The 24,609-nt window shown below is 42.0% G+C and carries 29 protein-coding genes; 22 read left to right on the top strand and 7 right to left on the bottom strand.

The features are described 5' to 3' along the window. The first annotated feature begins 8 nt into the window (after positions 1 to 8). Positions 9 to 902, top strand: a complete 894-nt coding sequence (locus tag NX903_RS11865) for a deoxyribonuclease IV (RefSeq protein ID WP_009967756.1) — start codon at positions 9 to 11, stop codon at positions 900 to 902. 26 nt (positions 903 to 928) lie between these two features. Here the strand turns inward: NX903_RS11865 and NX903_RS11860 are convergent, their stop codons facing one another. Beyond that, a complete protein-coding gene (locus NX903_RS11860) occupies positions 929 to 1,183 on the bottom strand; it encodes a DUF2624 domain-containing protein (RefSeq protein WP_003230076.1) in 255 nt (84 codons plus the stop codon). 115 nt (positions 1,184 to 1,298) lie between these two features. Between NX903_RS11860 and NX903_RS11855 the strand changes: the two genes are divergently transcribed. After that, positions 1,299 to 2,180, top strand: coding sequence for a YitT family protein (locus tag NX903_RS11855; protein WP_003230077.1), 882 nt, complete (start codon positions 1,299 to 1,301; stop codon positions 2,178 to 2,180). A gap of 137 nt (positions 2,181 to 2,317) precedes the next feature. Beyond that, positions 2,318 to 2,755: a zinc uptake transcriptional repressor Zur gene (gene zur / locus NX903_RS11850; protein WP_003230079.1), complete on the top strand. Its 438-nt coding sequence runs from the start codon at positions 2,318 to 2,320 to the stop codon at positions 2,753 to 2,755. A gap of 42 nt (positions 2,756 to 2,797) precedes the next feature. Here the strand turns inward: zur and NX903_RS11845 are convergent, their stop codons facing one another. Further along, entirely contained in the window at positions 2,798 to 3,379 is a 582-nt protein-coding gene (locus NX903_RS11845) for a hypothetical protein (RefSeq protein ID WP_064671026.1), read from the bottom strand. Between the two features lie 132 nt (positions 3,380 to 3,511). On the opposite strand from NX903_RS11845, the gene NX903_RS11840 reads away from it, so the two are divergent. Then, positions 3,512 to 3,901 (top strand): DUF308 domain-containing protein, encoded by a 390-nt coding sequence (locus NX903_RS11840; protein WP_010886568.1) that lies wholly within the window; start codon positions 3,512 to 3,514, stop codon positions 3,899 to 3,901. Positions 3,902 to 3,926: 25 nt separating this feature from the next. Here the strand turns inward: NX903_RS11840 and ispG are convergent, their stop codons facing one another. The 3 genes from ispG to NX903_RS11825 all read right to left on the bottom strand — a co-directional run bounded on the left by ispG (position 3,927) and on the right by NX903_RS11825 (position 6,338). Next, positions 3,927 to 5,060: a flavodoxin-dependent (E)-4-hydroxy-3-methylbut-2-enyl-diphosphate synthase gene (gene ispG, locus NX903_RS11835; RefSeq protein WP_010886567.1), complete on the bottom strand. Its 1,134-nt coding sequence runs from the start codon at positions 5,058 to 5,060 to the stop codon at positions 3,927 to 3,929. Positions 5,061 to 5,182: 122 nt separating this feature from the next. Beyond that, positions 5,183 to 5,482: a LysM peptidoglycan-binding domain-containing protein gene (locus NX903_RS11830; protein WP_003230087.1), complete on the bottom strand. Its 300-nt coding sequence runs from the start codon at positions 5,480 to 5,482 to the stop codon at positions 5,183 to 5,185. A gap of 94 nt (positions 5,483 to 5,576) precedes the next feature. Continuing rightward, positions 5,577 to 6,338, bottom strand: coding sequence for a DUF1189 domain-containing protein (locus tag NX903_RS11825; protein ID WP_015384107.1), 762 nt, complete (start codon positions 6,336 to 6,338; stop codon positions 5,577 to 5,579). Positions 6,339 to 6,447: 109 nt separating this feature from the next. On the opposite strand from NX903_RS11825, the gene NX903_RS11820 reads away from it, so the two are divergent. From NX903_RS11820 to pstB (NX903_RS11780), 9 genes are all read left to right on the top strand, one after another. Then, positions 6,448 to 6,930, top strand: a complete 483-nt coding sequence (locus NX903_RS11820; protein WP_004398518.1) for a DUF456 domain-containing protein — start codon at positions 6,448 to 6,450, stop codon at positions 6,928 to 6,930. A gap of 178 nt (positions 6,931 to 7,108) precedes the next feature. After that, positions 7,109 to 7,717, top strand: a complete 609-nt coding sequence (gene sodA, locus NX903_RS11815) for a superoxide dismutase SodA (RefSeq protein WP_004398583.1) — start codon at positions 7,109 to 7,111, stop codon at positions 7,715 to 7,717. Between the two features lie 106 nt (positions 7,718 to 7,823). Beyond that, complete coding sequence (locus tag NX903_RS11810) at positions 7,824 to 9,116, top strand: MFS transporter (protein WP_003230095.1); 1,293 nt, start codon at positions 7,824 to 7,826, stop codon at positions 9,114 to 9,116. Positions 9,117 to 9,229: 113 nt separating this feature from the next. Beyond that, positions 9,230 to 11,380, top strand: coding sequence for a penicillin-binding protein 2A (pbpA, locus tag NX903_RS11805; protein WP_080529551.1), 2,151 nt, complete (start codon positions 9,230 to 9,232; stop codon positions 11,378 to 11,380). Positions 11,381 to 11,534: 154 nt separating this feature from the next. Beyond that, positions 11,535 to 12,437, top strand: coding sequence for a phosphate ABC transporter substrate-binding protein (locus tag NX903_RS11800; protein ID WP_086344091.1), 903 nt, complete (start codon positions 11,535 to 11,537; stop codon positions 12,435 to 12,437). Positions 12,438 to 12,505: 68 nt separating this feature from the next. Then, positions 12,506 to 13,435 (top strand): phosphate ABC transporter permease subunit PstC, encoded by a 930-nt coding sequence (gene pstC / locus NX903_RS11795; RefSeq protein ID WP_015714268.1) that lies wholly within the window; start codon positions 12,506 to 12,508, stop codon positions 13,433 to 13,435. After that, a complete protein-coding gene (pstA, locus tag NX903_RS11790) occupies positions 13,435 to 14,319 on the top strand; it encodes a phosphate ABC transporter permease PstA (protein ID WP_086344090.1) in 885 nt (294 codons plus the stop codon). The genes pstC and pstA overlap by 1 nt, the downstream gene beginning before the upstream one ends. Positions 14,320 to 14,339: 20 nt before the next feature. Beyond that, complete coding sequence (gene pstB, locus NX903_RS11785; protein WP_015384102.1) at positions 14,340 to 15,149, top strand: phosphate ABC transporter ATP-binding protein PstB; 810 nt, start codon at positions 14,340 to 14,342, stop codon at positions 15,147 to 15,149. A gap of 10 nt (positions 15,150 to 15,159) precedes the next feature. Then, the gene (pstB, locus tag NX903_RS11780; RefSeq protein WP_086344089.1) at positions 15,160 to 15,942 is read left to right on the top strand and encodes a phosphate ABC transporter ATP-binding protein PstB; all 783 of its coding nucleotides are present in this window, start codon (positions 15,160 to 15,162) and stop codon (positions 15,940 to 15,942) included. Between the two features lie 29 nt (positions 15,943 to 15,971). Here the strand turns inward: pstB (NX903_RS11780) and NX903_RS11775 are convergent, their stop codons facing one another. Together NX903_RS11775 and NX903_RS11770 are read right to left on the bottom strand one after the other, a co-directional pair. Continuing rightward, positions 15,972 to 16,436 carry an endolytic transglycosylase MltG gene (locus tag NX903_RS11775; RefSeq protein ID WP_024571927.1) on the bottom strand — a complete coding sequence of 155 codons (465 nt, stop codon included), beginning with the start codon at positions 16,434 to 16,436 and terminating at the stop codon, positions 15,972 to 15,974. Further along, a complete protein-coding gene (locus tag NX903_RS11770) occupies positions 16,433 to 16,786 on the bottom strand; it encodes a hypothetical protein (RefSeq protein ID WP_086344088.1) in 354 nt (117 codons plus the stop codon). The genes NX903_RS11775 and NX903_RS11770 overlap by 4 nt, the downstream gene beginning before the upstream one ends. A 180-nt stretch (positions 16,787 to 16,966) precedes the next feature. Here NX903_RS11770 and NX903_RS11765 point away from each other — a divergent pair, with 180 nt between their 5' ends. The 9 genes from NX903_RS11765 (at position 16,967) to NX903_RS11725 (ending at position 24,582) form a co-directional block, all read left to right on the top strand. Next, complete coding sequence (locus NX903_RS11765) at positions 16,967 to 17,437, top strand: hypothetical protein (protein WP_086344087.1); 471 nt, start codon at positions 16,967 to 16,969, stop codon at positions 17,435 to 17,437. Beyond that, positions 17,434 to 18,513 (top strand): glycosyltransferase family 4 protein, encoded by a 1,080-nt coding sequence (locus NX903_RS11760; protein ID WP_086344086.1) that lies wholly within the window; start codon positions 17,434 to 17,436, stop codon positions 18,511 to 18,513. The genes NX903_RS11765 and NX903_RS11760 overlap by 4 nt, the downstream gene beginning before the upstream one ends. An 83-nt stretch (positions 18,514 to 18,596) precedes the next feature. Then, positions 18,597 to 18,746 (top strand): 50S ribosomal protein L33, encoded by a 150-nt coding sequence (gene rpmG, locus NX903_RS11755; RefSeq protein ID WP_003153056.1) that lies wholly within the window; start codon positions 18,597 to 18,599, stop codon positions 18,744 to 18,746. 85 nt (positions 18,747 to 18,831) lie between these two features. Beyond that, entirely contained in the window at positions 18,832 to 19,395 is a 564-nt protein-coding gene (locus tag NX903_RS11750) for a 5-formyltetrahydrofolate cyclo-ligase (protein WP_029946229.1), read from the top strand. A 66-nt stretch (positions 19,396 to 19,461) separates the two neighbouring features. Continuing rightward, complete coding sequence (locus tag NX903_RS11745; RefSeq protein WP_003230126.1) at positions 19,462 to 19,635, top strand: hypothetical protein; 174 nt, start codon at positions 19,462 to 19,464, stop codon at positions 19,633 to 19,635. An 89-nt stretch (positions 19,636 to 19,724) separates the two neighbouring features. Next, positions 19,725 to 21,248 (top strand): rhomboid protease YqgP, encoded by a 1,524-nt coding sequence (yqgP, locus tag NX903_RS11740; protein ID WP_086344085.1) that lies wholly within the window; start codon positions 19,725 to 19,727, stop codon positions 21,246 to 21,248. 109 nt (positions 21,249 to 21,357) lie between these two features. Further along, the gene (locus tag NX903_RS11735) at positions 21,358 to 21,573 is read left to right on the top strand and encodes a YqgQ family protein (protein WP_004399107.1); all 216 of its coding nucleotides are present in this window, start codon (positions 21,358 to 21,360) and stop codon (positions 21,571 to 21,573) included. A 10-nt stretch (positions 21,574 to 21,583) separates the two neighbouring features. Next, positions 21,584 to 22,549, top strand: coding sequence for a glucose kinase GlcK (gene glcK / locus NX903_RS11730; RefSeq protein ID WP_003230132.1), 966 nt, complete (start codon positions 21,584 to 21,586; stop codon positions 22,547 to 22,549). Positions 22,550 to 22,665: 116 nt separating this feature from the next. After that, on the top strand, positions 22,666 to 24,582 hold the full coding sequence (locus tag NX903_RS11725; RefSeq protein WP_003230133.1) for an LTA synthase family protein: 1,917 nt from the start codon (positions 22,666 to 22,668) through the stop codon (positions 24,580 to 24,582). Positions 24,583 to 24,609 lie beyond the last annotated feature (27 nt).

Here is a 24,609-nt window from a genome sequence, read left to right as displayed (position 1 = left end):
GGAACCTGTTGCTGAGAATAGGCTCACACGTCTCTATGAGCGGAAAACATATGCTTCTGGCTGCAAGCCAGGAAGCAGTCTCTTATGGGGCGAATACGTTTATGATCTATACAGGCGCACCGCAAAATACGCGCCGAAAGAAAATTGAAGACTTAAATATAGAAGCAGGCCGGGCACATATGCAAGAAAACGGCATTGACGAGATTATCGTACACGCGCCTTATATTATTAATATTGGCAACACGACAAATCCGTCCACTTTTGAGCTGGGTGTTGATTTTCTTCGTTCAGAAATTGAACGGACAGCGGCCATCGGAGCGAAGCAAATTGTCCTTCATCCTGGCGCTCATGTAGGGGCAGGAGCTGAAGCCGGCATCAAAAAAATTATTGAAGGCTTAAATGAAGTGATTGATCCGAATCAAAATGTCCAGATTGCATTAGAAACAATGGCTGGAAAAGGATCAGAATGCGGCAGAAGCTTTGAGGAGCTTGCACAGATTATCGAAGGCGTTACACACAATGAGCAGCTGTCAGTGTGCTTTGACACGTGCCATACACATGATGCCGGGTATAACATTGTCGAAGACTTTGACGGAGTGCTAAATGAGTTCGATAAAATCATTGGCATTGACCGTATTAAAGTGCTTCATATCAATGACAGCAAAAATGTCAAAGGTGCGAGAAAAGACCGCCATGAAAATATTGGCTTTGGTGAAATAGGTTTTGACGCACTGCAATATGTTGTTCACCATGAGCAGTTAAAAGACATTCCAAAAATTCTTGAAACACCATATGTCGGTGAAGATAAAAAGAACAAAAAACCGCCATACCGTTTTGAGATTGAAATGCTGAAAGAAAAACAATTTGATGATACATTGCTCGAAAAGATTTTACAGCAATAAAAAATGGGGGATAACACCCCCATTTTTTAGCTTGTAAATTGTTTGAATAGTTCATTAACTGTTTGAGCTGTTTCTTTCGATGTAATCGTCTCTACTTGTTTCAACAGCCGCATTCGTTCACTCTCATTAAAGATGTTTACATTTTTCCCGTATAACAAGTTCGCTACTTCAACGGCCTGCGATCTTGTTAAGCTGATACCGTATTGTTTTGAGTACTTCAGCAAATCATCAGCAGTAGCCTGATTAAGCCGCTGTAAAATAATTCTTTGAAATAAAATCATCGGTCATTCCACCTCCAGACTTAATGTATGGGCAAATCAGTAAAATGTGTCAGTGTTTAATGGTAAAATAGATTTATAATGTATTTAAAATAGTTATTGCAGGAAAGGAGATTTTATGACCCCAACAAAACAACATAAGAAAGAAACATTTACCCATTTTATTTTCAGGGTCTTTATGATTCTGGTAGGTGCTGCATCTGCGGCTGTAAGTATCGAATTATTTTTAATCCCCAATGATTTTATTGATGGCGGGATTATCGGTGTATCACTTATTTTAGACCACCTCTTTATGTCAAACCCCTTTCTGAATTTCGCTTTTTTCGTTGTCATATTAAATATTCCTTTTATGATCTTCGGATATAAATATATCGGTAAGACCTTTCTAGTCTCTACGTTTATAGGGATTGTCGGGCTTGCCGTTATTGAATCCTCACTTCACCATGTAGAAGCCATTACAACCCAGCCTATTTTGGCTACTGTGTTCGGAGGTCTTTTACTCGGCTTTGGCGTCGGGCTTGTTATTCGAAACGGAGGTTCAATGGATGGTACAGAAATTCTCGGTATTTTGCTGACCAAAAAACTCCCGTTTTCAGTAGGTGAGTTCGTTATGTTCATCAATGTGTTCATCTTCATTTGGGCAGTTTTTGTGTTCGGTCCTGAGCAAGCGATGTACTCATTCATGACTTATTATATTGCGATGAAAACGATTGATGCTGTGATCCAAGGGCTTGATGAAACAAAAGCTGTCATTATTGTGTCTGAGCAGTATGATGAGATTTCCGACGCGATTTTGCACCGTCTCGGTCGGGGCACAACGAAGCTGAAGGGGAAAGGCGGATATACGGACGAAGAAAAAGACGTAATTTACGCGGTTGTCACAAGGCTGGAAGTGACAAAGCTCAAATCGATCGTGTTTGAAGTTGATCAAAATGCATTCATAACAATTATGAATACTCATGAAACGAGAGGCGGAAAATTCAAAAACGCAATCCACTAGGCTTTCATTTACTTTTATTCATTTTATGGGTATAATTTTATCTGCAGTAAAGAAAATGGCTTGCTGGACAGACAGCTGCCATTTTCTTTTTCATACATGTGATACGTTCTTAAGCAAAGCGAAAAGGGGGACCCTTCATGAACGTCCAAGAAGCGCTGAACCTATTAAAAGAAAACGGATATAAATATACAAACAAACGGGAGGATATGCTGCAGCTTTTTGCTGATTCAGACAGATATCTTACCGCTAAAAACGTACTGTCTGCACTGAATGATGATTATCCAGGCTTAAGCTTTGATACAATCTACAGAAATCTTTCTTTATATGAAGAACTTGGGATTTTGGAAACAACTGAGCTGTCCGGTGAAAAGCTTTTCAGATTTAAGTGTTCATTCACCCATCACCACCATCATTTTATTTGTCTTGCCTGCGGCAAAACAAAGGAAATTGAATCATGTCCGATGGACAAGCTTTGTGATGATTTGGATGGCTATCAGGTCAGCGGGCATAAATTTGAGATTTACGGCACATGCCCTGATTGTACAGCGGAAAACCAAGACAACACTACTGCGTAAAATGCGTATATATGAAAAAGGGGCCCGGTTTGGGCTCCTTTTTCAGTTATTGACGCGTATAAAGTGATGCTTGTTGTTGTTCATCCATTGAACGGCTTCTAGCCAGTTGTTTACTCTGATGATGTTTGAATCAATCGGAAGCTGATTATAAGGGGAATTGAACAAAATCACCGGTATCCCGGCTTCTTTCGCAATCATCATGGCGTTCCCGTGATGATCTTCAAAAAACAGGTCGATGTTATGATCCTTGACCGCTTCAACTTTGTGATGACCGCCAACGAGTTCGATGTGGTCATAATGAATGTTTTGTCTGTCAAACCATTCATAGGTAATATCAGTTAAATGAGTCCGTCTCGCTGTAATATAAATAAGCTTGTGCTCCTCTTTGAGAAGATCAAGTGACTGTTTCGCATGCTGTGCAAGCAATGCTTCCTTATATATGATTGCTTCATTTTGATTCATCCAATCCCAAAATTCTTCCTGGGTAATGTTTAACAGCTTTGTTAAATCATAATCCGTCATATCGTTTAATGAAATGGAAAGATTAAACGAACGGTTCAAATAAGGGACGAATGTATCCTGAGCCGTGATTGTGCCGTCAATATCTATTCCTAAGCGTAACATGCCCACACTCCTTCAGTTTCATCCCTTCAAGTGTAACATAAACAATTGACATTAACAGAAAAGTTTAGCAAACATGAATCAGGCAAAATGGATCAAACTATAAAAGCTCCTTTAATAAAACAGAAGGGGGAATTGAAGGTGGCAAACGATTACGAAAAGCGTGATAACAACAGTTACTATGTTGATCATGGATCTGAAGGGACAAATATTACCCGCGACAATGACGGTTTTTTTGAGGAAACAGCTGCTGAAATCGCAGAGCCTTATCGTGCTGCTGACCGCAGCAATGACCAAGACAATGATCGCAGCGGCGGCAATGTCAATGAAGGACGGGGAATAGGGTACATCGCTTTAGCCTTGTCCATCATTTCATTGTTTGTACTGCCTGTTTTATTGGGAGCTGCCGGTATTATTGTCGGCTATATCGCAAGAAGAAGAGGTGCTCAAGGCCTTGGAGCCTGGGCAATGGGTATCGGTGTCGTTTCATTAGTGCTTGGAATATTTATTATTCCATTTTTCTAACACAAAAAAGCTTGACGGGTTCCCGTCAAGCTTTTTGTGTTTCTTCTTTTAATTTTGCTTTTTCAGCTTCAAGTTTTGCGTAGTGTTCCTCAGCAAGAATGTCAATTTCTTTTTTGAGTTCTTCTACCATCGTTTCCTCTGGAACCTTACGGACAATTTTCCCTTTCCGGAACAGCAGTCCTTCACCGCGTGCGCCGGCGATTCCGATATCAGCTTCTCTCGCTTCACCAGGTCCGTTTACAGCGCAGCCGAGAACAGCAACTTTAATCGGCGCTTTTATCTTAGAAATATACTCTTCCACTTCATTGGCAATGCTGATTAGATCAATCTCAATACGGCCGCAAGTCGGACATGAGATGAGCGTGGCGGCATTGGAGGCTAAGCCGAAAGATTTCAGAAGCTCTCTTGCTACTTTTACCTCTTCTACAGGGTCTGCGCTTAGTGAAATGCGCATGGTGTTCCCGATGCCTTTGCTTAAAATGGCGCCGAGTCCTGCTGCGCTCTTTACTGTGCCGGCAAACAGCGTTCCTGACTCGGTGATCCCGAGGTGAAGCGGGTAGTCAAACGCTTTCGCCGCTTTTTCATAAGCCTCGATTGCAAGGTTCACGTCAGAGGCCTTCATGCTGACAATAATATCGTGAAAATCAAGATCCTCAAGAATTTTAATGTGATGAAGTGCGCTTTCTACCATTCCATCGGCAGTCGGATAACCGTATTTTTCTAAAATACGTTTTTCCAATGAACCGGCGTTTACTCCGATTCTGATCGGAATGCCTTTGTCTTTGGCCGCTTTAACAACCGCTTCAACTTTTTCGCGCCGGCCGATGTTGCCGGGGTTGATTCGGATTTTATCTGCGCCGCCTTCAATGGCTTTCAACGCAAGTTTATAATCGAAATGTATGTCAACAACGAGAGGAATGGAAATGCGCTTTTTAATATCCGCAATGGCGTTTGCCGCCCGTTCATCCGGACATGCTACCCGAACGATTTGGCATCCGGCTTCAGCCAAACGGTTAATTTCCGCAACCGTTGCTTCTACATCATGTGTTTTTGTTGTTGTCATGCTTTGGATGACAACTTCATTGTTGCCGCCTATTGTTAAAGGTCCCACTTTGACGGGACGCGTTTTTGTACGATGTGTGATTTCACTCACTTGCAATCGCTCCTTAATTGTAGTTGCCGCTTCTAGATATAACAATTCTAGTATGGTTTATGTGAATTTATTTTACAAATTACATTGTAACAGTGTCTTCGCCGAACTGACAAGAAATTAACGTTAAATTAAGGGTAGACCGGGAATTTATACGCTGTTCCGGCTTGAATGGCGTTAGCTTTCACATTTGGATTCAGTGCTTCAAAATCCTTTACAATGTCATCCGGAGAACCTGCTGATCCGACTATCGACATAACCGTATCACCCGGCTTTACCTTCACCGTTTTATAAGCCGGTTCTTGTACAGCCGTTTTTGCTGATGCTTCATAGACAGGGAGGTCCTGAATGGGTATGGTTCCAATTTTAAGGTCATAAAAAAGAATAAAAAGTATAAAAACAATGCTGCATACTAAGGTGAGACGCTTCATCGCTTTTCCTCCCGCATACGAAATTTTATACCATAGTATGCTTGTCCATTTCGATTCATGACAAAAGAAAAGAGACTGCGAATGCAGCCTCGGTTTATACAGCAGCTTTTTTGGACGGAATCTCTTTTAAAACGAGAAACAGGATGACAAAATTGACAAACCAGTTCAGCAAAAATTCACTTGGTACGGTTGCTTCTAATGCCCGCATGATTGTAAAGAATACAGTTGAAAGGGTGATGGAATAAGCAGAAAGCTTCCAGAGCTGATGATAGGATAAATGTTTTTTCTGCGAATTCTTAATGATTAACCCGATAAGCGCTAAAAACGATACTTCAATAAATTTTCCCGCTGCTGTTACGAGAAAAATAAGAGCTGAGAGAACAGTTACAATCATCGCTTTATTTTGGTTTAACCCTGCAATGACATCTTTTTTCTGTAACTCTGACGGCATCATTGAGTAAGACATTTCTTGGGCTTGTCCGTCAATGGCCAAAACAAATTTGTTCTGAAGGATGCCGATTGCGTTTTGCTTTGCTTCAATTTGTTCAGTGCCATAGGAGTCTGTCGGATCGAACACGATAACGAAACCATTTGCTTGAGATTCCGTGGCTTTTTTCTCATCCGTTTGAAGTTTGCCGTTTGAAATTGTGAAATCAGGGAAATCTTTGTTTAAAACAGTTTTAAAGCCGTTCATTGATTTTACGGTCCCTGTACTTACATAATAAGCGGTAGGGATTGCAAACAGGACAGAGAGCAAAAATACATAAAGAATCGCTTTTCCGATTCCTTGAAATCTTGTTTTTGCAATATCACGGGGAGAGTATGTACTTTTAATGAAAAGCTGAAACACATTCACTATCTTCACTTCCTAGCTAAACTAATATATGTTGCTTATTGTATCGTTGCATGCGTGTGAATACAAGGAAGACATGAAGAAGACAGAGTAAAATGGGAGGATGGAAGCTATGGATATGTTGTATTGGCTGTTAATTGCAGCGGTTTTTATCATTGCCTTTATCGGGCTGGTGTATCCTGTTATTCCGAGCGTAGTATTTATTGTTGCCGGATTTGTATTGTACGGATTTTTATTTTCATTCAGTCCGTATTCTTATATGTTCTGGCTTGTTGAGGCAGTTTTTGCCGCAGTATTATTCGCAGCAGATTACGTGTCGAATCTGCTTGGAGTAAAAAGGTTCGGAGGAAGCAAAGCTGCCATATGGGGAAGCACGATCGGTTTATTAATCGGGCCTTTTGTCATTCCGGTTGCAGGGATCATATTGGGTCCGTTTATCGGGGCTGTTTGCGCAGAACTTATCGTCCATCAGAAGGACTTAAAGTCAGCGTTTAAAATTGGCCTCGGCTCACTCATTGGTTTTTTAACAGGGGTTATTGCCAAGGGCATCATACAGCTTTTGATGATCGGATATTTTTTATGGACGGTCCTATAAGAAATGCTGGCGGCAGGTTTAATGGGGCAGATTATCGGTTAAAGTGAAATATGTCCGCTGAAATGAGCCAAATCGTGAGCTTTTTCATTGATTACAAAGCATTCTTTTGTTACATTGAATGAAGAAAGGCTCGCTGTGAAGCGGCATTTCAGTACATATATACTAAGGAGGAATTATCATGGCTTACGAACTTCCAGAATTACCTTATGCGTACGATGCTTTAGAACCGCATATCGACAAGGAAACTATGACTATTCACCATACGAAACACCACAACACATACGTTACAAATTTAAACAAAGCGGTTGAAGGAAACACTGCTCTTGCCAACAAATCAGTTGAAGAGCTTGTTGCAGATCTTGATTCTGTTCCTGAAAACATCCGCACTGCAGTCCGCAACAACGGCGGCGGACACGCAAACCACAAATTATTCTGGACACTTTTATCTCCAAACGGCGGAGGCGAACCGACTGGCGCGCTTGCTGAAGAGATCAACAGTGTATTTGGAAGCTTTGACAAATTCAAAGAGCAATTTGCAGCAGCAGCAGCTGGACGCTTCGGTTCTGGCTGGGCATGGCTTGTTGTGAACAACGGTAAACTTGAAATCACAAGCACGCCAAACCAAGATTCTCCGCTTTCAGAAGGCAAAACGCCTATCTTAGGTCTTGACGTTTGGGAGCATGCTTACTACCTTAACTATCAAAACCGCCGTCCTGATTACATTTCAGCTTTCTGGAATGTTGTAAACTGGGACGAAGTGGCTCGTCTATACAGCGAAGCAAAATAATGGCACAAACAAGGTCCTCATTATGGGGCCTTGTTTTTTTATGTCTTCTTTTTACATATCTCGGTTTGAGTGAGACAGACTAAGGGATAGTAAAGGGGAGTCAGTAATGAGCAAACTAAAAAAAGTGATAGGCGATGTAGACGTAAACAAAGGGTTACTCTTTCTGCTGACCATTGGCGGGCTTTACTCGCTGGGAATTGCACTGTCCAATACATTTGTTAATGTGTATCTTTGGAAGCAGTCAGGGAAATTTATTGATTTGGCGATATATAATTTATCCATTGTGACAATGCAGCCGATAACCTTTTATTTGGCTGGACGGTTAGCCAAAAAAATAGACAGGGTATTTATTTTAAGGTTCGGCGTCATTTTTTTAGCTGCCTTTTATTTAAGTGTGCTTTTAGCCGGAGAAACGGCGGCCAGCCGCCTCGTGCTAATCGGCGCGGTGCTCGGAGTGGGCTATGGCTTTTATTGGCTAGCGTTTAACGTGCTGACCTTTGAAATAACAGAGCCGGATACGCGAGACTTTTTCAACGGGTTTATGGGCATTCTGTCTTCCTCTGCAGGAATGATCGGCCCGATTGTAGCCGGATTCGTGATCTCAAGGCTTGAAAATAATACGGGTTATACAGTGATTTTCAGTCTCTCCCTCAGTTTATTTGCCCTGGCTGTCGTGATGAGCTTTTTCTTAAAACGGAGAGAATCAAAGGGCCGTTTTATGCTGAGCAAAGTATTTGGAGAGCGCCATAGCAATATGAATTGGCGGAGAATCACGAATGCGCATTTTTTTCAGGGTTTGAGAGAAGGGATTTTTGTCTTTTTAATCAGTGTGTTTGTATTTATTGAGACAAACAGCGAACTTGCTCTCGGTACATTCGGTCTTGTCAATTCAGCTGTTTCTTTCTTTGCCTACTACTTTGCATCCAGGCTGATTAAGAAAAAGGCGAGAAAAAAATCGATTTTGCTGGGCGGACTTATTTTGTATGGCGCGCTGTTTTTGATTCTGTTCCATATGAGCTTTTCGACATTATTAACGTACGGCGTTTTTATTGCCATCGGCTATCCTCTGTTGCTTGTGCCATATGTATCACTTACATATGATGTGATAGGGCGCGCGAGGCATGCCAGAAAAGCAAGAATTGAATATATCGTGCTTAGAGAAATGTTCTTGAATGCCGGCAGAATTGTTTCCATTTTGTGCTTTCTCCTGATCGTGGCCCTTCTGAAAGAGGATGTGGGAATTCCTTTGTCACTTGCGATATTGGGTATAGGACATCCTTTGATTTATTACTTTGTCAAGGATATCCGTTTTAAGGAGAAAGAAGGGGAAAATGAAACCATGGAAGAAGACGGCCAAAAACGGGTAACAGAACCGACCCTGTTAAAAGGCGAGAGATAATTTTTTTGCCAAAAAGGGGTTATCTGTAGAAAAAAGTCGAAAAAACCTTTAAAATGAAAACTGGCACTCTTACTTGAGTGTCTTTTCTTTCTGTAAATAGAAAAGGTGATGTTATGAGGAGAAATAAACCAAAAAAGCAAAATCATAAAGAGAAAAAGAAGTCGCTTCCGATCCGGCTGAATATTTTATTTTTAGCTGCCTTTGTTATATTTACCTGGATTATTGTGGAACTGGGCATCAAGCAGATCGTGCAAGGCGATGATTACAAAAACCAAGCGAATAAGCAGGAACAAAGTGAAGTCAGCTCAGCGGTACCACGCGGGAAAATTTATGATCGAAACTTTAATGCCATTGTGACAAATAAGGCTTTAAATGCAATCACATACACGAGATCTAAATCGACCACGCAAGAACAGCGCTTAAAGATCGCAAAAAAGCTGTCTGACATGATCAAAGTCGATACAAAAAAAGTAACAGAACGGGATAAAAAAGATTATTGGATTTTGACTAGACCGAAAGAAGCAAAAAAGCTCATTAGCTCTAAAGAAAGACAGCAGGTTGAAGACAAAAAAATATCCGATGACGATTTATACCAGCTTCAGCTAAAACGGATTACTGATAAGCAGTTGAATGAATTGACGGATAAAGATATGCAGATCCTCGCTATCAAAAGACAGATGGATTCGGGCTATGCATTGACCCCTCAATATATCAAAAACGAAGATGTATCAGCGAAGGAAATGGCAGTGGTAAGTGAACATTTAGACGAACTGCCAGGTGTTGATGTCACGTCCGATTGGGAACGTGAGTATCCGTATAAAAACCTTCTTCGCTCAGTGCTCGGAAGTGTTTCCAGCTCTAATGAAGGATTGCCTTCCAACTTGCTCGAGCATTACCTGTCGCTTGGCTACAGCCGTAATGACAGGGTCGGAAAAAGCTATTTGGAATACCAATATGAAAGCCTTCTGCAGGGCCAAAAAGCCAAAGTCGAAAATATCACAGATTCAAACGGCAATGTCACGGGAACAAAAACGGTATCTGAAGGCAAAGCCGGTAAAGATCTCGTGCTTACGATTGACATTGATTTGCAAAAAGAAGTGGAAAAAATCATTGAGAAGAACCTCAAATCTGCTAAAGCAAGACCAAGCACGCAATTGTTAGACCGGGCATTCGTTGTGATGATGGACCCAAGAAACGGTGAAGTGCTTTCAATGGCGGGCAAGCAGATTAAACAAGAAAATGGGAAATATAAAATTGATGATTACGCTTTAGGTACAATGACGTCATCTTATGCCATGGGATCAGCGGTCAAAGGCGCAACAGTCTTGACAGGCCTTCAAACCGGTGCCATCAACCTGAATACAGTTTTTCAGGATGAACCATTGTATATCGGTCAGGATAAAAATGGTAAAAAATCCTGGACTACTTTAGGACCTGTTAACATTCAAAGAGCCTTAGAGCAGTCTTCCAACGTATTTATGTTCAAAACAGCGATCGCGCTCGGAAAAGGTGAATATAAACCGCACCAAGCTTTACCGATTGATACGACGGCCTTTGATACGTTCCGTAATTACTTCAGCCAATTTGGACTGGGTGTCAAAACTGGAATTGATCTTCCGAATGAAATGACAGGCTATAAAGGAACAGACAGATTGACGGGATTCTTGCTTGACTATGCGATCGGGCAATACGACACGTATACACCGCTGGAACTTGCGCAATACGTATCAACGATTGCAAACGGCGGATATCGCTTAAAGCCTCAGCTTGTAAAGGAAGTCAGAGAACCTGATGCTAAAAGAGGGATCGGTGCTGTCGTACAATCCGTTCAGCCGGAAGTGCTGAATAAAATCGACATGAAGAGTGAATACATTAAAGAGGTTCAGGCCGGATTCAGACGGGTAATGACAAAAGGGACAGCTGCCAGCCAATTTGCTTCAGCGTCATATCAGCCTGCTGGTAAAACAGGAACAGCACAATCGTTCTATGATGGACCTGATAAATCAAAAACAGGAACAGCGACTTATAATACGACACTTGTTGCCTATGCACCGGCTGATAATCCTGAGATTGCGATCTCTGTAGTAGTCCCTTGGGCTTATATTGATTACAGCGCTAAATATACCATTACAAACGAAATCGGCAGGGAAGTAATGGATAAATATTTTGAGCTGAAATCGAAGCAGGACAAAGAAGATACTCAGCAAAAGAATAAAGACAAAATTGAAGAAAATGCAGAAAACACAACGTCTTCTGATAACTAAAAAGAAACGCTCACATGATGTGGGCGTTTTTTTTATACAAAAAAACGCATTGATTTACAAAACCTTAACATTCGGTTCAAACCCTTTTTACATAGAACCTTTACTCTATACGTGTAGGACAAATTACACATTATACGCAGGGGGAATTCAGGAAATGAAAAAAAACAAATTGATGCTTATGCTTCTGATGGCTGCTTTTATGATGATTGCAGCTGCATGCGGAAATGCAGGAGAAAGTAAAAAATCGAATAGCGATTCTGCAAAAGGAGAAGAAAAGGCATCAGGTTCTTTAACCATTTCTGGTTCATCGGCAATGCAGCCACTAGTACTTGCAGCCGCGGAAAAATTTATGGAAGAAAACCCTGATGCTGATATACAGGTACAAGCTGGCGGTTCTGGAACAGGGCTTTCTCAAGTCTCTGAAGGAGCTGTTCAGATCGGGAATTCAGACGTTTTTGCTGAAGAAAAAGAAGGCATCGATGCAAAAGCGCTTGTCGATCATCAAGTCGCTGTAGTTGGTATGGCAGCAGCTGTAAACCCTGATGCTGGTGTGAAGGATATTTCAAAAGATGAATTGAAAAAAATCTTCACTGGAAAAATTAAAAACTGGAAAGAGCTCGGCGGCAAAGACCAAAAGATTACACTTGTAAACCGTCCTGATTCTTCTGGCACACGTGCTACATTTGTAAAATATGCGCTTGACGGAGAAGAACCTGCAGAAGGCATTACTGAAGATTCCTCCAACACGGTGAAAAAAATCATTGCTGATACTCCGGGAGCGATTGGATATCTTGCATTCTCATATTTAACAGATGATAAAGTAACTGCTCTATCTATTGACGGTGTTAAACCTGAAGCGAAACATGTAGCAACTGGCGAGTATCCGATCTGGGCTTATCAGCATTCTTATACAAAAGGTGAAGCGACAGGTTTAGCTAAAGAATTTCTTGATTATCTAAAGAGTGAAGACATTCAAAAAAGCATTGTTACTGACCAAGGCTACATTCCGGTTACTGATATGAAAGTGACACGCGATGCCAACGGGAAGCAAAGCTGATCTTAATAAAAAGAGGAGTGCGGGGACAACCGTTTCTCCTCTTAACACATTCATAGGAGTGTAAAACAATGATAAACAATAGAGAAAATATGTCTGTGAGCGAGCGTTTAATCAGCTCAAGGCAAAATCGGCAATTGGATGAAGTTCGGGGAAGAATGATTGTGACAGCATGTGCGCTGATTATGATTGCGGCATCTGTTGCGATCACCATTTTCCTCGGCGTGAAGGGGCTGCAATCTTTTCTTGTAAATGGTGTAAGCCCAATTGAATTCTTAACGAGCTTAAATTGGAATCCTACAGATACTGATCCGAAATACGGAGTGCTGCCATTTATTTTTGGCTCATTTGCAGTAACGATTCTTTCTGCTCTAATCGCTGCGCCGCTTGGCATTGCAGGTGCGATTTTTATGACAGAGATTGCCCCGAATTGGGGAAAGAAAGTGCTGCAGCCGGTGATTGAGCTTTTAGTCGGTATTCCATCTGTTGTTTATGGATTCATAGGTCTTACAGTATTGGTGCCGTTTATCGCCCAGTTCAAATCGAGTGGAACAGGGCACAGTTTATTGGCGGGAACGATTGTCCTTTCCGTCATGATTCTGCCGACGATCACATCGATTTCTGCTGATGCAATGGCTTCTCTTCCGAAGAGTTTACGAGAGGGTTCTTACGCGCTTGGTGCGACAAGATGGCAGACGATCAGAAAAGTACTTGTGCCTGCAGCTTTTCCAACATTAATGACAGCTGTTGTGTTAGGCATGGCTCGGGCGTTCGGTGAAGCTTTGGCTGTTCAGATGGTCATTGGAAATACAAGAGTATTGCCGGAAAGCCTGTTTGACACTGCGGGAACGCTGACAACGATCATCACGCTGAATATGGGCCACACCACATACGGAAGTGTTGAAAACAATACGCTGTGGTCAATGGGGCTTGTGCTTCTGGTGATGTCATTCCTGTTCATCCTGCTTATTCGCTACTTGTCATCTAGGAGGAAAGTGTAATGAACCGCAAAATAACAGATAAACTGGCGACCGGAATGTTTGGTTTGTGTGCAGCCATTATCGCTGCCATTTTAGTAGGTTTGTTTTCCTATATTATTATAAACGGTGTTTCTCAGCTCAGTTTTCAATTTATTACAACAAAATCGAGCGCCATTGCAGCTGGAGGAGGCATACGAGATCAGCTGTTTAACTCGTTTTATATTTTGTTTATTACAATGCTGATTACAATCCCGCTCGGTGTGGGAGGCGGAGTCTTCATGGCTGAATACGCGCCTAATAACAAAGTAACTGACTTCATCAGAACATGTATAGAGGTGCTTTCATCTCTTCCGTCTATTGTCATTGGGATGTTTGGATTATTGATGTTTGTCAACTTAACAGGCTGGGGATATACGATCATAGGCGGGGCGCTTGCGTTAACTGTTTTTAACCTTCCTGTCATGGTGCGTGTGACAGAAGACGCGATCCGTTCAGTCCCTAAAGATCTGAAGGAAGCCTCTCTCGCTTTAGGTGTATCACGCTGGCATACCGTAAAAACGGTTTTAATTCCAAGTGCGATTCCTTCTATTATCACAGGAGCAATTTTAGCGTCAGGAAGGGTGTTCGGGGAAGCGGCCGCATTATTATTTACGGCAGGCCTGACAACACCGCGTCTTAATTTTACGGAGTGGAACCCGTTTTCGGAAACATCACCGTTTAATATTTTCAGGCCCGCTGAAACACTTGCGGTCCACATTTGGAACGTCAATACACAAGGAATGATTCCGGATGCTGAAGCGATTGCCAACGGTGGTTCTGCCGTGCTGGTGATTTCTGTTCTTGTGTTTAATCTCGCAGCGAGATGGCTTGGCACGATGATCTACAAAAAGCTTACGGCAAATTAGAACGGAAAGAGGCGAAAAACATGTCTGAACAAATGGTAAAAGAAAAACCTGAGCGAGCTGTTATTGTTCCGAAGCAGAACCACGTGCTTGAGGTCAAAGATCTGTCTATTTTTTACGGAAATAAACAAGCGGTTCATCATGTAAACATGGATATTGAAAAAAATGCGGTGACTGCTTTAATTGGGCCGTCGGGATGCGGAAAATCCACTTTTTTGAGAAATATTAACCGAATGAATGATTTAATTCCATCTGCAAGAGCGGAAGGTGAAATCCTTTATGAAGGATTAAATATATTGGGCGGCAATATTAACGTTGTCAGCTTGAGAAGAGAAATCGGAATGGTTTTCCAAAAACCAAATCCATTTCCGAAATCGATCTATGCGAATATCACACATGCATTGAAATATGCCGGAGAGCGGAATAAAGCCGTTTTAGATGAAATTGTGGAAGAAAGTTTAACAAAAGCAGCGCTCTGGGATGAGGTGAAGGATCGTTTACATTCATCAGCACTCTCGTTATCCGGCGGCCAGCAGCAGCGTTTATGCATCGCGAGAACGCTTGCGATGAAGCCGGCTGTTCTTCTGCTTGATGAACCAGCTTCAGCGCTTGATCCGATTTCAAATGCAAAAATAGAGGAATTAATTACAGGATTGAAAAGAGAATACTCAATTATTATTGTCACGCACAATATGCAGCAGGCTCTGCGGGTTTCTGACCGGACGGCATTCTTTTTAAACGGCGAGCTTGTAGAATACGGACAGACCGAACAGATTTTCACGAGTCCGAAAAAGCAAAAGACAGAGGATTATATTAACGGGAAATTCGGATAGGAGGGCGGCAATGAGTATTGCTACCGAAGCTGTAATGAAACAGGAAGTCTATCAAGTCAATGGAATGAACTTATGGTATGGACAGCATCATGCTTTAAAAAATATCAATTTGAGCATTTATGAAAATGAGGTTACGGCGATTATCGGGCCATCCGGATGTGGGAAATCGACCTTTATCAAGACATTGAATTTAATGATTCAAATGACGCCGAATGTAAAGCTTGCAGGTGAGCTGAACTATAATGGCAGCAACATTTTAAAGGATAAAGTGGACATCGTGGATTTGCGAAAAAATATCGGAATGGTATTCCAAAAAGGGAATCCGTTTCCGCAATCTATTTTTGATAATGTGGCTTACGGACCGAGAATCCACGGCACCAAAAATAAGAAGAAGCTTCAGGAAATTGTGGAAAAGTCATTAAAAGACGTGGCGTTATGGGATGAGGTGAAGGATCGATTGCATACGTCCGCTCTTTCGCTGTCAGGGGGCCAGCAGCAGCGTCTTTGCATCGCCAGAGCACTTGCGACCAATCCTGATATTTTGCTGATGGATGAACCGACATCTGCACTAGATCCAATCTCAACGAGAAAAATTGAAGAACTCATTCTAGAGCTGAAAAATAAATACACAATTGTCATTGTCACGCATAACATGCAGCAGGCAGCAAGGGTTTCTGATCAAACCGCCTTTTTCTACATGGGCGAGCTTGTTGAATGCGACAATACGAGTAAAATGTTCTCTAACCCGAAGGACCAAAGAACGCTCGATTACATTTCAGGAAAGTTTGGATGAAAAAAAACAGGCTGAGTCAGCCTGTTTTTTTATCGTGTTAACGTTTTTACGATCTTTTTGAAACTCATGTCTGATTTTACTTTAAACTCGCCGGCACGAATTTCTTTGTGATAGCCGGCATCAATGACATAGTCATTAAAGTCTTGAGCCGAAGAGATAATGCCCTCTTTTTCAAGAATAGCAGATACATCCGCCGTGCTCATGCCGTCTTTAATGGTGAGCTTGTACGTTTTGACTTTGTCTGATTTCGTGTCTGAGCCGCTGTCATTGTTTAAGGATTTCTCTTTTGAATCGAGAAGTTTTTGATATTCATCACGGTTGACAGAAACCAATTTTTTAGAATCAAGATAATTGTTCACGTCTTGTTCGGTTACTGTTTTATTTTCTTTTACAGCAGCGGCCTGGTCTTCGTCAGTCAGATAAAAAACAGCTGCAAGAACGGCTGTCGCTAAAATGATGCCGCCAGCAAATGCCTGAATGCCCCGTTTTGTCATACGAGCACCTTCTCATTATCTTTGATAATCGTATTCACGTCTTCCACTGATACATGCTCAGCTTTAGCAATCGCTTCAGCTGACATACCGTTATTATATTTAGAAAGTATTTGTTTAGCGATTTTTTGATTGATGTCGTTCTGCTTTGATTTGCGAATGACAAGGTTTGTTTCCAGTAATTCTTCCTCAAGCACTGTCATTTTCTTTTTGAGCTTGTAAATTTCCTGCATCGCAGAAAGCTGCAGTGTTTCGACCTCCTGTTCTACATCTTTCATCGGGTCTCTTTGAGAATATGAGAATGCAATTAGCGCTATACTGACGATAAACAACGCAATAATAGCAATTTCCACGTTTCATCACCTTCTATTCTTTTTTTATCCTTCTTTTTTATACCATAAAACCAATAGTTTCTAAAGGAATTCGCGAAAAAAACGAGATTTTGTCGAGAAATCTTTCTTTGCTTCTTCTTTATGTAATGGTTTAATAGGAACACGAAGTGAACGATTGGAAAGGAGAATTGTTAGGAGTCCATGGATAAACACCCATTTCCCTATAATATACGACATAAGCTTTCCTTTTTTAGGGACACATTCGACATGATCATTCAAAACGCTCACACCCTGACCGTAAGCTGGGAAATCTCAGAAGAAACAATGCGGCTGGCTGAAGCGGTCCTTTTCGAAAAAACGCAGGATATGATAAAAGAATTGCGCATTGTCATCAAAAGAAAAGACATTGAAGCTGTCAGTACAAAACGCACAACGTATGATAAAGGCGAATGGACGATTAGACAGGCGGCTGGTGATGCTGTATATCGGGCTGAATACAGAATTGTGAATTCAATGAATGTCTCTCTCAAGCTTGCCGATACAGACGAAATCTACCTTGATGAAAATGGGATTCGTCATATAAACAGTTTTCAGATTGAAGAAGCGCACACCAGTTGGGAGGCGCAATTTTCTGCATACACCTGTTATGAGAGAGGGGAAAAAGAACGGTGAACATTCTCATGCTTTCACCCGAACATCCCGATGAGCCGAAAAGCGGGCTCGGTGTCCATTTAAACCGCCTCATTTCCTATTTAAACCCTCATATCAACATTACAGTTTGTACTCCGAGCGGGCAGCTGTTTTCGTATGCGAAGTTTGAAGATTACATAGCTGATGCTAACTTTACAATGGTTCGCCATGTGTTATCACACAATAAACGCTTTGATCTGATTCATGCCCATGATGACACAACTGCCCCTGCCGCCCAGTATTTGAAACAACGGCTTGGCCTTCCGCTTGCTGCGACAATCCACGGTCTTGAAAGAGAAAGGAAGAAGGTGTGCCGAGAAGCCCCACACCCTTACAGGCTCAAGACCGAACGGCTCCTTATAGAGTCCGCTGATGCTTTGATCGTATTAAGCACATTTATGAAGCGGTCTCTTGATAAGGCGTCACATAAAAAATTAACCGTTATCCCGAGCCCTGCATCTATGGAGGAAGAGAAGGGGAAAATACCAAGAAGCATGAATAGAAGATTCCTCTTTTCATATGGAAGGTTTGTTCCGGAAAAAGGATTTTCGCAGCTGTTAAAGGTGTTTGCCATCTTGAAGCAGCGTCAGCCAGACCTCTATCTAGTGCTGGCTGGGGAGGGGCCGTCTCTGTCCTGCTATGAGAAATTGGCTGCGGCATATAACCTGAAGGATCGCGTCATGTTCCTGCCGTTTCTCAATAGGAAAGACATCAGAACGTTACTGTCTCACTGTGAAATGGCTGTTTTCCCTAGTACTTATGAACCGTTTGGGCTTGCCGCGCAAGAAAGCATGGAACAAGGTGTGCTGACTGTCGTTTCTCAGTCGGGTGGTTTTTGTGATTATGCCGTTCATGACAAAACGGCAATCATCGCTGATTTTACGCTCGTACAGGAAGCGGCTGATCTGCTGGACAGCTTTTTAAAAGACCGGGAGAAAGCCCGCCGGATAAAAGAAGCTGGCAGACAACAAGTGTTCAAGCTCCACCACCCCCGACTCATTATGTCATCATATTTGCAGCTTTATGAGCGTATCTTCAATAATTCAGCAATTCATTGAAAAACAGCCTAGCATTCCGTCCATTATAGTGGTATTATATATAAGTCTGAATAAGTAAATGATTTTAGTTTGGAGGGAAAATAATGCGCGTTAATATTACTTTGGCTTGCACTGAATGTGGTGAGCGTAACTATATTTCTAAAAAGAACAAACGCAACAATCCAGACCGCGTTGAATTTAAAAAATATTGCCCACGTGATAAAAAATCTACGTTACACCGTGAAACAAAATAACAGCTTTGCTGTTTGAGGTGTAAGAAAAAAGCCAGAGCTTTGAAAAAGGTTCTGGCTTTTTTTCTATTCCGAGGGGGGATGAGAGATGAAATCACAATTAAGAAAAAAGACGCTGGAGGCACTGTCTGCTTTATCAAATGAAGATCTGCTTCAAAAAACGGAACGTATGTATAAGTACTTGTTTTCTCTGCCGGAGTGGCAAAATGCCTGCACCATTGCGGTCACCATCTCCAGAGGATTAGAGATACCGACGCGTCCTGTCATTGAGCAGGCTTGGGAAGAAGGGAAACAAGTTTGCATCCCAAAATGCCATCCGGACACTAAGAAAATGCAATTTCGGACATATCAGACTGATGATCAGCTTGAAACCGTTTACGCCGGACTGCTCGAGCCGGTAATTGAAAAAACAAAAGAAGTAAACCCATCACAAATTGACTTGGTGATCGTTCCAGGTGTTTGTTTTGATGTTAACGGGTTTAGGGTCGGCTTTGGAGGCGGCTATTATGATCGCTATTTAAGTGCATATGAAGGGAAGACCGTCTCTTTGCTTTTGGAGTGCCAGTTGTTTGCGCACGTACCCAGTCTGCCGCATGACATCCCGGTACATAAGCTGATAACAGAGGATCGGATCATTTCTTGTTTTTCATAACTTTCCTGTCCCTGATTCGAGAATAAATAAGGCAGAATAACAAACCCTATTGGCAGGAGGGATATAATGAAAAAACTTTTGATATATGCCATTTTCGCTGTTTCTGCCGTCATGTTTTATCAAAATCGCTACCGTCTTATGAATACTGTACTCAGCCAGCCAGGAATCAGGCGGTCTTTTATCCATTTGTTTTTAAGAATTCCATTTATCCGCAATAAGTTTATACAACAAGCTTTCTAAAATCCCGTGAAAAACGGGATTTTTTGCTTTCAGTAGGCGTTTCGGAGCGCCAGCTGTTATAATGAAAAAAAACTATTGGAGCGGTAAACATGTTTTTGCTGGAGTATACATATTGGAAAATTGCGGCGCACCTGGTGAATAACGGGTATGGCGTCATACAAGCCGGTGAGTCAGATGAAATATGGCTGGAAGCGCCGGACAAGTCCTCTCATAATCTAGTTCGTCTTTATAAGCACGATCTTGATTTCCGTCAAGAAATGGTTAGAGACATCGAAGAGCAGGCCGAACGAGTAGAACGAGTCAGACATCAATTGGGCAGACGAAGGATGAAGCTGCTGAATGTGTTTTTTTCAACGGAAGCCCCTGTTGATGACTGGGAAGAGATTGCAAAAAAAACTTTTGAGAAGGGAACTGTGTCAGTTGAACCGGCGATCGTTAGAGGAACGATGCTTCGAGATGATCTTCAAGCGGTTTTTCCATCATTTCGTACAGAAGATTGTACAGAGGAACACGCTTCGTTTGAAGACGCGCAAAAGGCGCGAGAACGCTTCCTTTCGCTAGTGCTGAAACAAGAAGAACAGAGAAAAACTGAAGCGGCGGTTTTTCAAAATGGAAAACCGATTTTTACATATTTATTTATTGCGCTTCAGATCCTGATGTTTTTCTTGCTCGAAATAAACGGAGGCAGCACTAATACGGAGACGCTGGTCGCTTTTGGAGCAAAGGAAAACAGCCTGATTGCAGCAGGAGAATGGTGGCGGCTTCTGACACCGATTGTGCTTCACATCGGCATAGCGCATTTAGCCTTTAATACGCTGGCTTTATGGTCGGTTGGTACAGCGGTTGAGCGGATGTATGGATCGGGGAGATTTTTGCTGATTTATCTGGCTGCTGGCATTACGGGTTCGATTGCGAGTTTTGTGTTCAGCCCGTATCCTTCGGCAGGGGCATCAGGAGCCATATTCGGATGCTTAGGCGCATTACTGTATGTTGCTTTGTCTAATCGAAAAATGTTTTTAAGAACCATAGGAACCAATATTATTGTCATTATTATCATCAATCTGGGCTTTGGTTTTGCGGTTTCGAATATTGATAATTCAGGACATATCGGCGGCTTGATTGGCGGCTTTTTCGCTGCAGCAGCACTGGGGTTGCCTAAAGCCGGAGCCTTTGGAAAAAGATTGTTGTCAGCGGTTTTGCTGATTGCTTTGGCTGTTGGATTTTTATATTACGGATTGCATTCGCCTTCACACCAGGAGTCAGCGCTGATTCAGCAGGCAAGCGAGCTGTATCAGGAAGGAAAGTATGAAGAAGTAACAGAATTGCTGAACGGAGAAGCAGCGCAAAAAGATGCCTCTGCCGATCTTTTGAAAATTCTTGCTGTTTCTGATATTCAAATCGGCGAATATGATCAGGCGGTTTCCCTTTTGGAACGAGCAGTGAAAAAAGAACCTAAAGACCATGCTTCCTATTACAATTTAGCGTTATTGTATGCGGAAAAAAATGAGCTTGCACAAGCAGAAAAGGCCATCCAGACGGCTGTGAAACTGAAGCCGAAGGAGCAGCGCTACAAGGAGCTGCAGCGGCAAATTGAAAACAATAAAGAATCATAAAGGTGGAATATGGAAAGGAAGCTGGCTTTTTTGTCAGCGTTTTCTTCTTGACTGACCGCTTCCATATGAATACGCTTATGATAGTTAAGTTCAAGAAATGGTGAGGAAAATGAATACATTTTATGATGTGCAGCAGCTGTTAAAAACGTTTGGCCACATTGTTTATTTTGGAGACAGAGAGCTTGAAATTGAGTTTATGCTGGATGAATTAAAGGAATTATACATGAACCACATGATTGAAAAGGAGCAGTGGGCCAGAGCGGCAGCTGTCCTTCGAAAAGAATTAGAACAAACAAAAAACGGAAGAGATTTTTATAAAGGCTAAGGTGATAAAAATGGACGAGATATGGTTTGCAGGCATTGACCTGGGAGGAACGACAATTAAACTCGCTTTTATTAATCAATATGGCGAAATTCAGCATAAGTGGGAAGTTCCGACTGATAAAACTGGCGACACGATTACTGTCACAATTGCAAAAACAATCGACAGCAAGCTGGATGAGCTGCAAAAACCGAAGCACATCATCAAATACATCGGAATGGGTGCACCTGGCCCTGTAGATATGGCGGCAGGAGTTGTTTATGAAACAGTAAATCTAGGGTGGAAAAATTATGCTTTGAAAAACCATCTGGAGACAGAAACCGGCATCCCAGCTGTTATAGAAAATGACGCGAATATTGCTGCGCTCGGGGAAATGTGGAAGGGAGCGGGTGATGGCGCAAAAGACGTCATTCTCGTGACGCTTGGCACAGGAGTTGGCGGCGGCATCATTGCAAATGGTGAAATTGTACATGGCATAAATGGCGCCGGCGGAGAAATCGGCCATATTTGCAGCATCCCTGAAGGCGGAGCGCCCTGCAACTGCGGCAAAACGGGCTGTATCGAAACAATTGCGTCAGCAACCGGAATTGTAAGAATTGCAAAAGAAAAAATAGCAAATGCTAAAAAGACGACACGTTTAAAAGCAACCGAACAATTGTCAGCGCGGGATGTGTTTGAAGCGGCGGGTGAAAATGATGAAATTGCCCTTGAGGTGGTTGATTATGTAGCCAAGCATCTTGGTTTGGTGCTCGGAAATTTGGCAAGCTCGCTTAATCCGTCCAAAATCGTTCTTGGCGGCGGCGTATCGAGAGCCGGAGAACTGCTGAGATCAAAAGTTGAGAAAACATTCCGCAAATGCGCGTTTCCGCGGGCAGCCCAAGCTGCTGATATTTCAATCGCAGCACTTGGAAATGATGCCGGCGTTATCGGAGGCGCTTGGATCGCTAAAAATGAATGGCTGAAACATCAAAATTGTTAAAATTGTGTAAATGAAATTGATTTTTTGTTGTGCTCAGGTTAAGATTTAATTTGATGTGTTAATGAGAATGTTGGGAATAGACTGATTTTTTTGAGCGTGCTGCATAGGAGGTTGAAATGCGAAAAACGTTTTTTTCGAAGATTTCATTTATGCTGATTGCCATTTTATTGATGTGGCTGAAAACGTATGCTGTTTACAAAACCAGTTTTCATATTAAAATCGACAATCTAACACAGGAATTTATTCTGTTTATCAACCCATTGAGTTTTTTGTTGCTTATTTTTGGCCTCAGCCTGTTTTTAAAAGGCAAAAACAGAAATCGCTACATTATCGCGATGAGCTGTCTTGTCACGTTTGTATTGCTGGCAAATATGGTTTTTTACCGTTTTTACAATGATTTCTTAACAATCCCTGTTCTTTTTCAAACGAGCAATATGGGTGATCTCGGAAGCAGCATCGGAACACTTCTTGAGCCGACAGACCTCCTATTAGCTGTAGATATTGCGGTTTTAATATGGCTTCACATCCGGCAAAAAGCTTTTCAATCGGACATTCCCTCAACGAAAAATGAACGGGCGGCTTATTTTTTGTTCGTTGCTTCTGTTTATTTCTTCAACCTGGGCTTGTCTGAGGCGGAAAGGCCTCAGCTATTGACACGCTCATTTGACAGAGAAATGCTTGTTAAAAACATTAGCCTGTTTAATTTTCATATTTACGATGGCGTTCTTCAGTCAAAGCAATCCGCACAGAGAGCGTTGGCAGACAGCAACAGCCTGACGGAAATTGAAAACTACGTAACCGCTAATGCGAAGGATGCCAACAAACGCTTATTCGGCGCTGCAAAAGGAAGGAACGTCATTCTCGTATCCTTAGAATCGACGCAAAGCTTCGTGATTAATGAAAAATTGAATGGAGAAGAAATCACGCCTTTTCTGAATGACTTTATAAAACAGAGCTACAACTTTAATAATGTTTACCACCAAACAGGCCAGGGGAAAACCTCGGATTCTGAATTTATCGTGGACAATTCACTGTATCCGCTTGGACGAGGTGCCGTGTTTTTTACGAATGCGGGCAATCAATATATGGCCGCTCCTGAAATTTTGAAAAACAGCGGATACTATTCAGCGGTGCTCCACGCTAATAATAAGAGCTTTTGGAATCGTGATTTAATGTACGACTCATTTGGATATGATTCGTTTTTTGATATTAACTCGTATGATGTAACTGACGAAAATTCAGTCGGCTGGGGACTTAAGGATAAAGAATTTTTTGAGCAGTCTTCAGAGCTGATGAAAAATCTGCCTCAGCCGTTTTACTCGAGGCTGATTACACTGACGAACCACTTCCCTTTTGATCTTGATGAAGAGGATCAATTGATTGATGAATATGATTCAAGCAGCCAGACGCTAAATAAATATTTTCCGACAGTGCGTTATCAGGATGAGGCGCTGAAACGGTTTATCGAAAAGCTGAAGGAAGACGGATTATACGACAACTCTGTAATTGTATTGTACGGTGACCATTATGGTATATCAGAAAACCATAATGAAGCGATGGGGCAGTTTTTAGGAAAAGAAATAACTCCATTTGAAGAGGTACAGCTCCAAAAAGTGCCGCTGGTCATTCATATTCCGGGTATTACTGATAAAAAGCCGCAAACCATTGAAACAGTAGGCGGGCAGATTGATATCAGGCCGACGCTGATGAATCTTTTAGGGATTGATACGAAAGATCAAATTCAATTCGGCAACGATCTGCTTTCAGACGAAAAACTGGACTTTACGGTGCTCCGAGACGGGAGTTTTATCACAGATCAGGTTGTTTATACAGACGGTGCGTGTTATGACAAAGAGACGGGAAAACCGTTAGAAGAGACAAAACAATGTGAAGCATTTGCTGATAAAGCAAAACAGGAGCTATCACTTTCTGATGAAATCATTTATGGGGATTTGTTGCGATTTTATGATCAGAAAAGGCTGGACAATTCGTCAAAACGGAAAGAAAAACAAATGCTTGATCAGGCATCGTAATCACAATGTCTCCCGCGTCAAAGTGAG

Origin of the sequence: Bacillus sp. FSL R5-0576 (assembly GCF_038004765.1) — a bacterium.
GTDB classification, from domain to species: Bacteria; Bacillota; Bacilli; order Bacillales; family Bacillaceae; genus Bacillus; species Bacillus subtilis.
The sequence above is the reverse complement of the archived record's forward strand: the minus strand, read 5'-3'. Positions and strand labels throughout refer to the sequence as shown.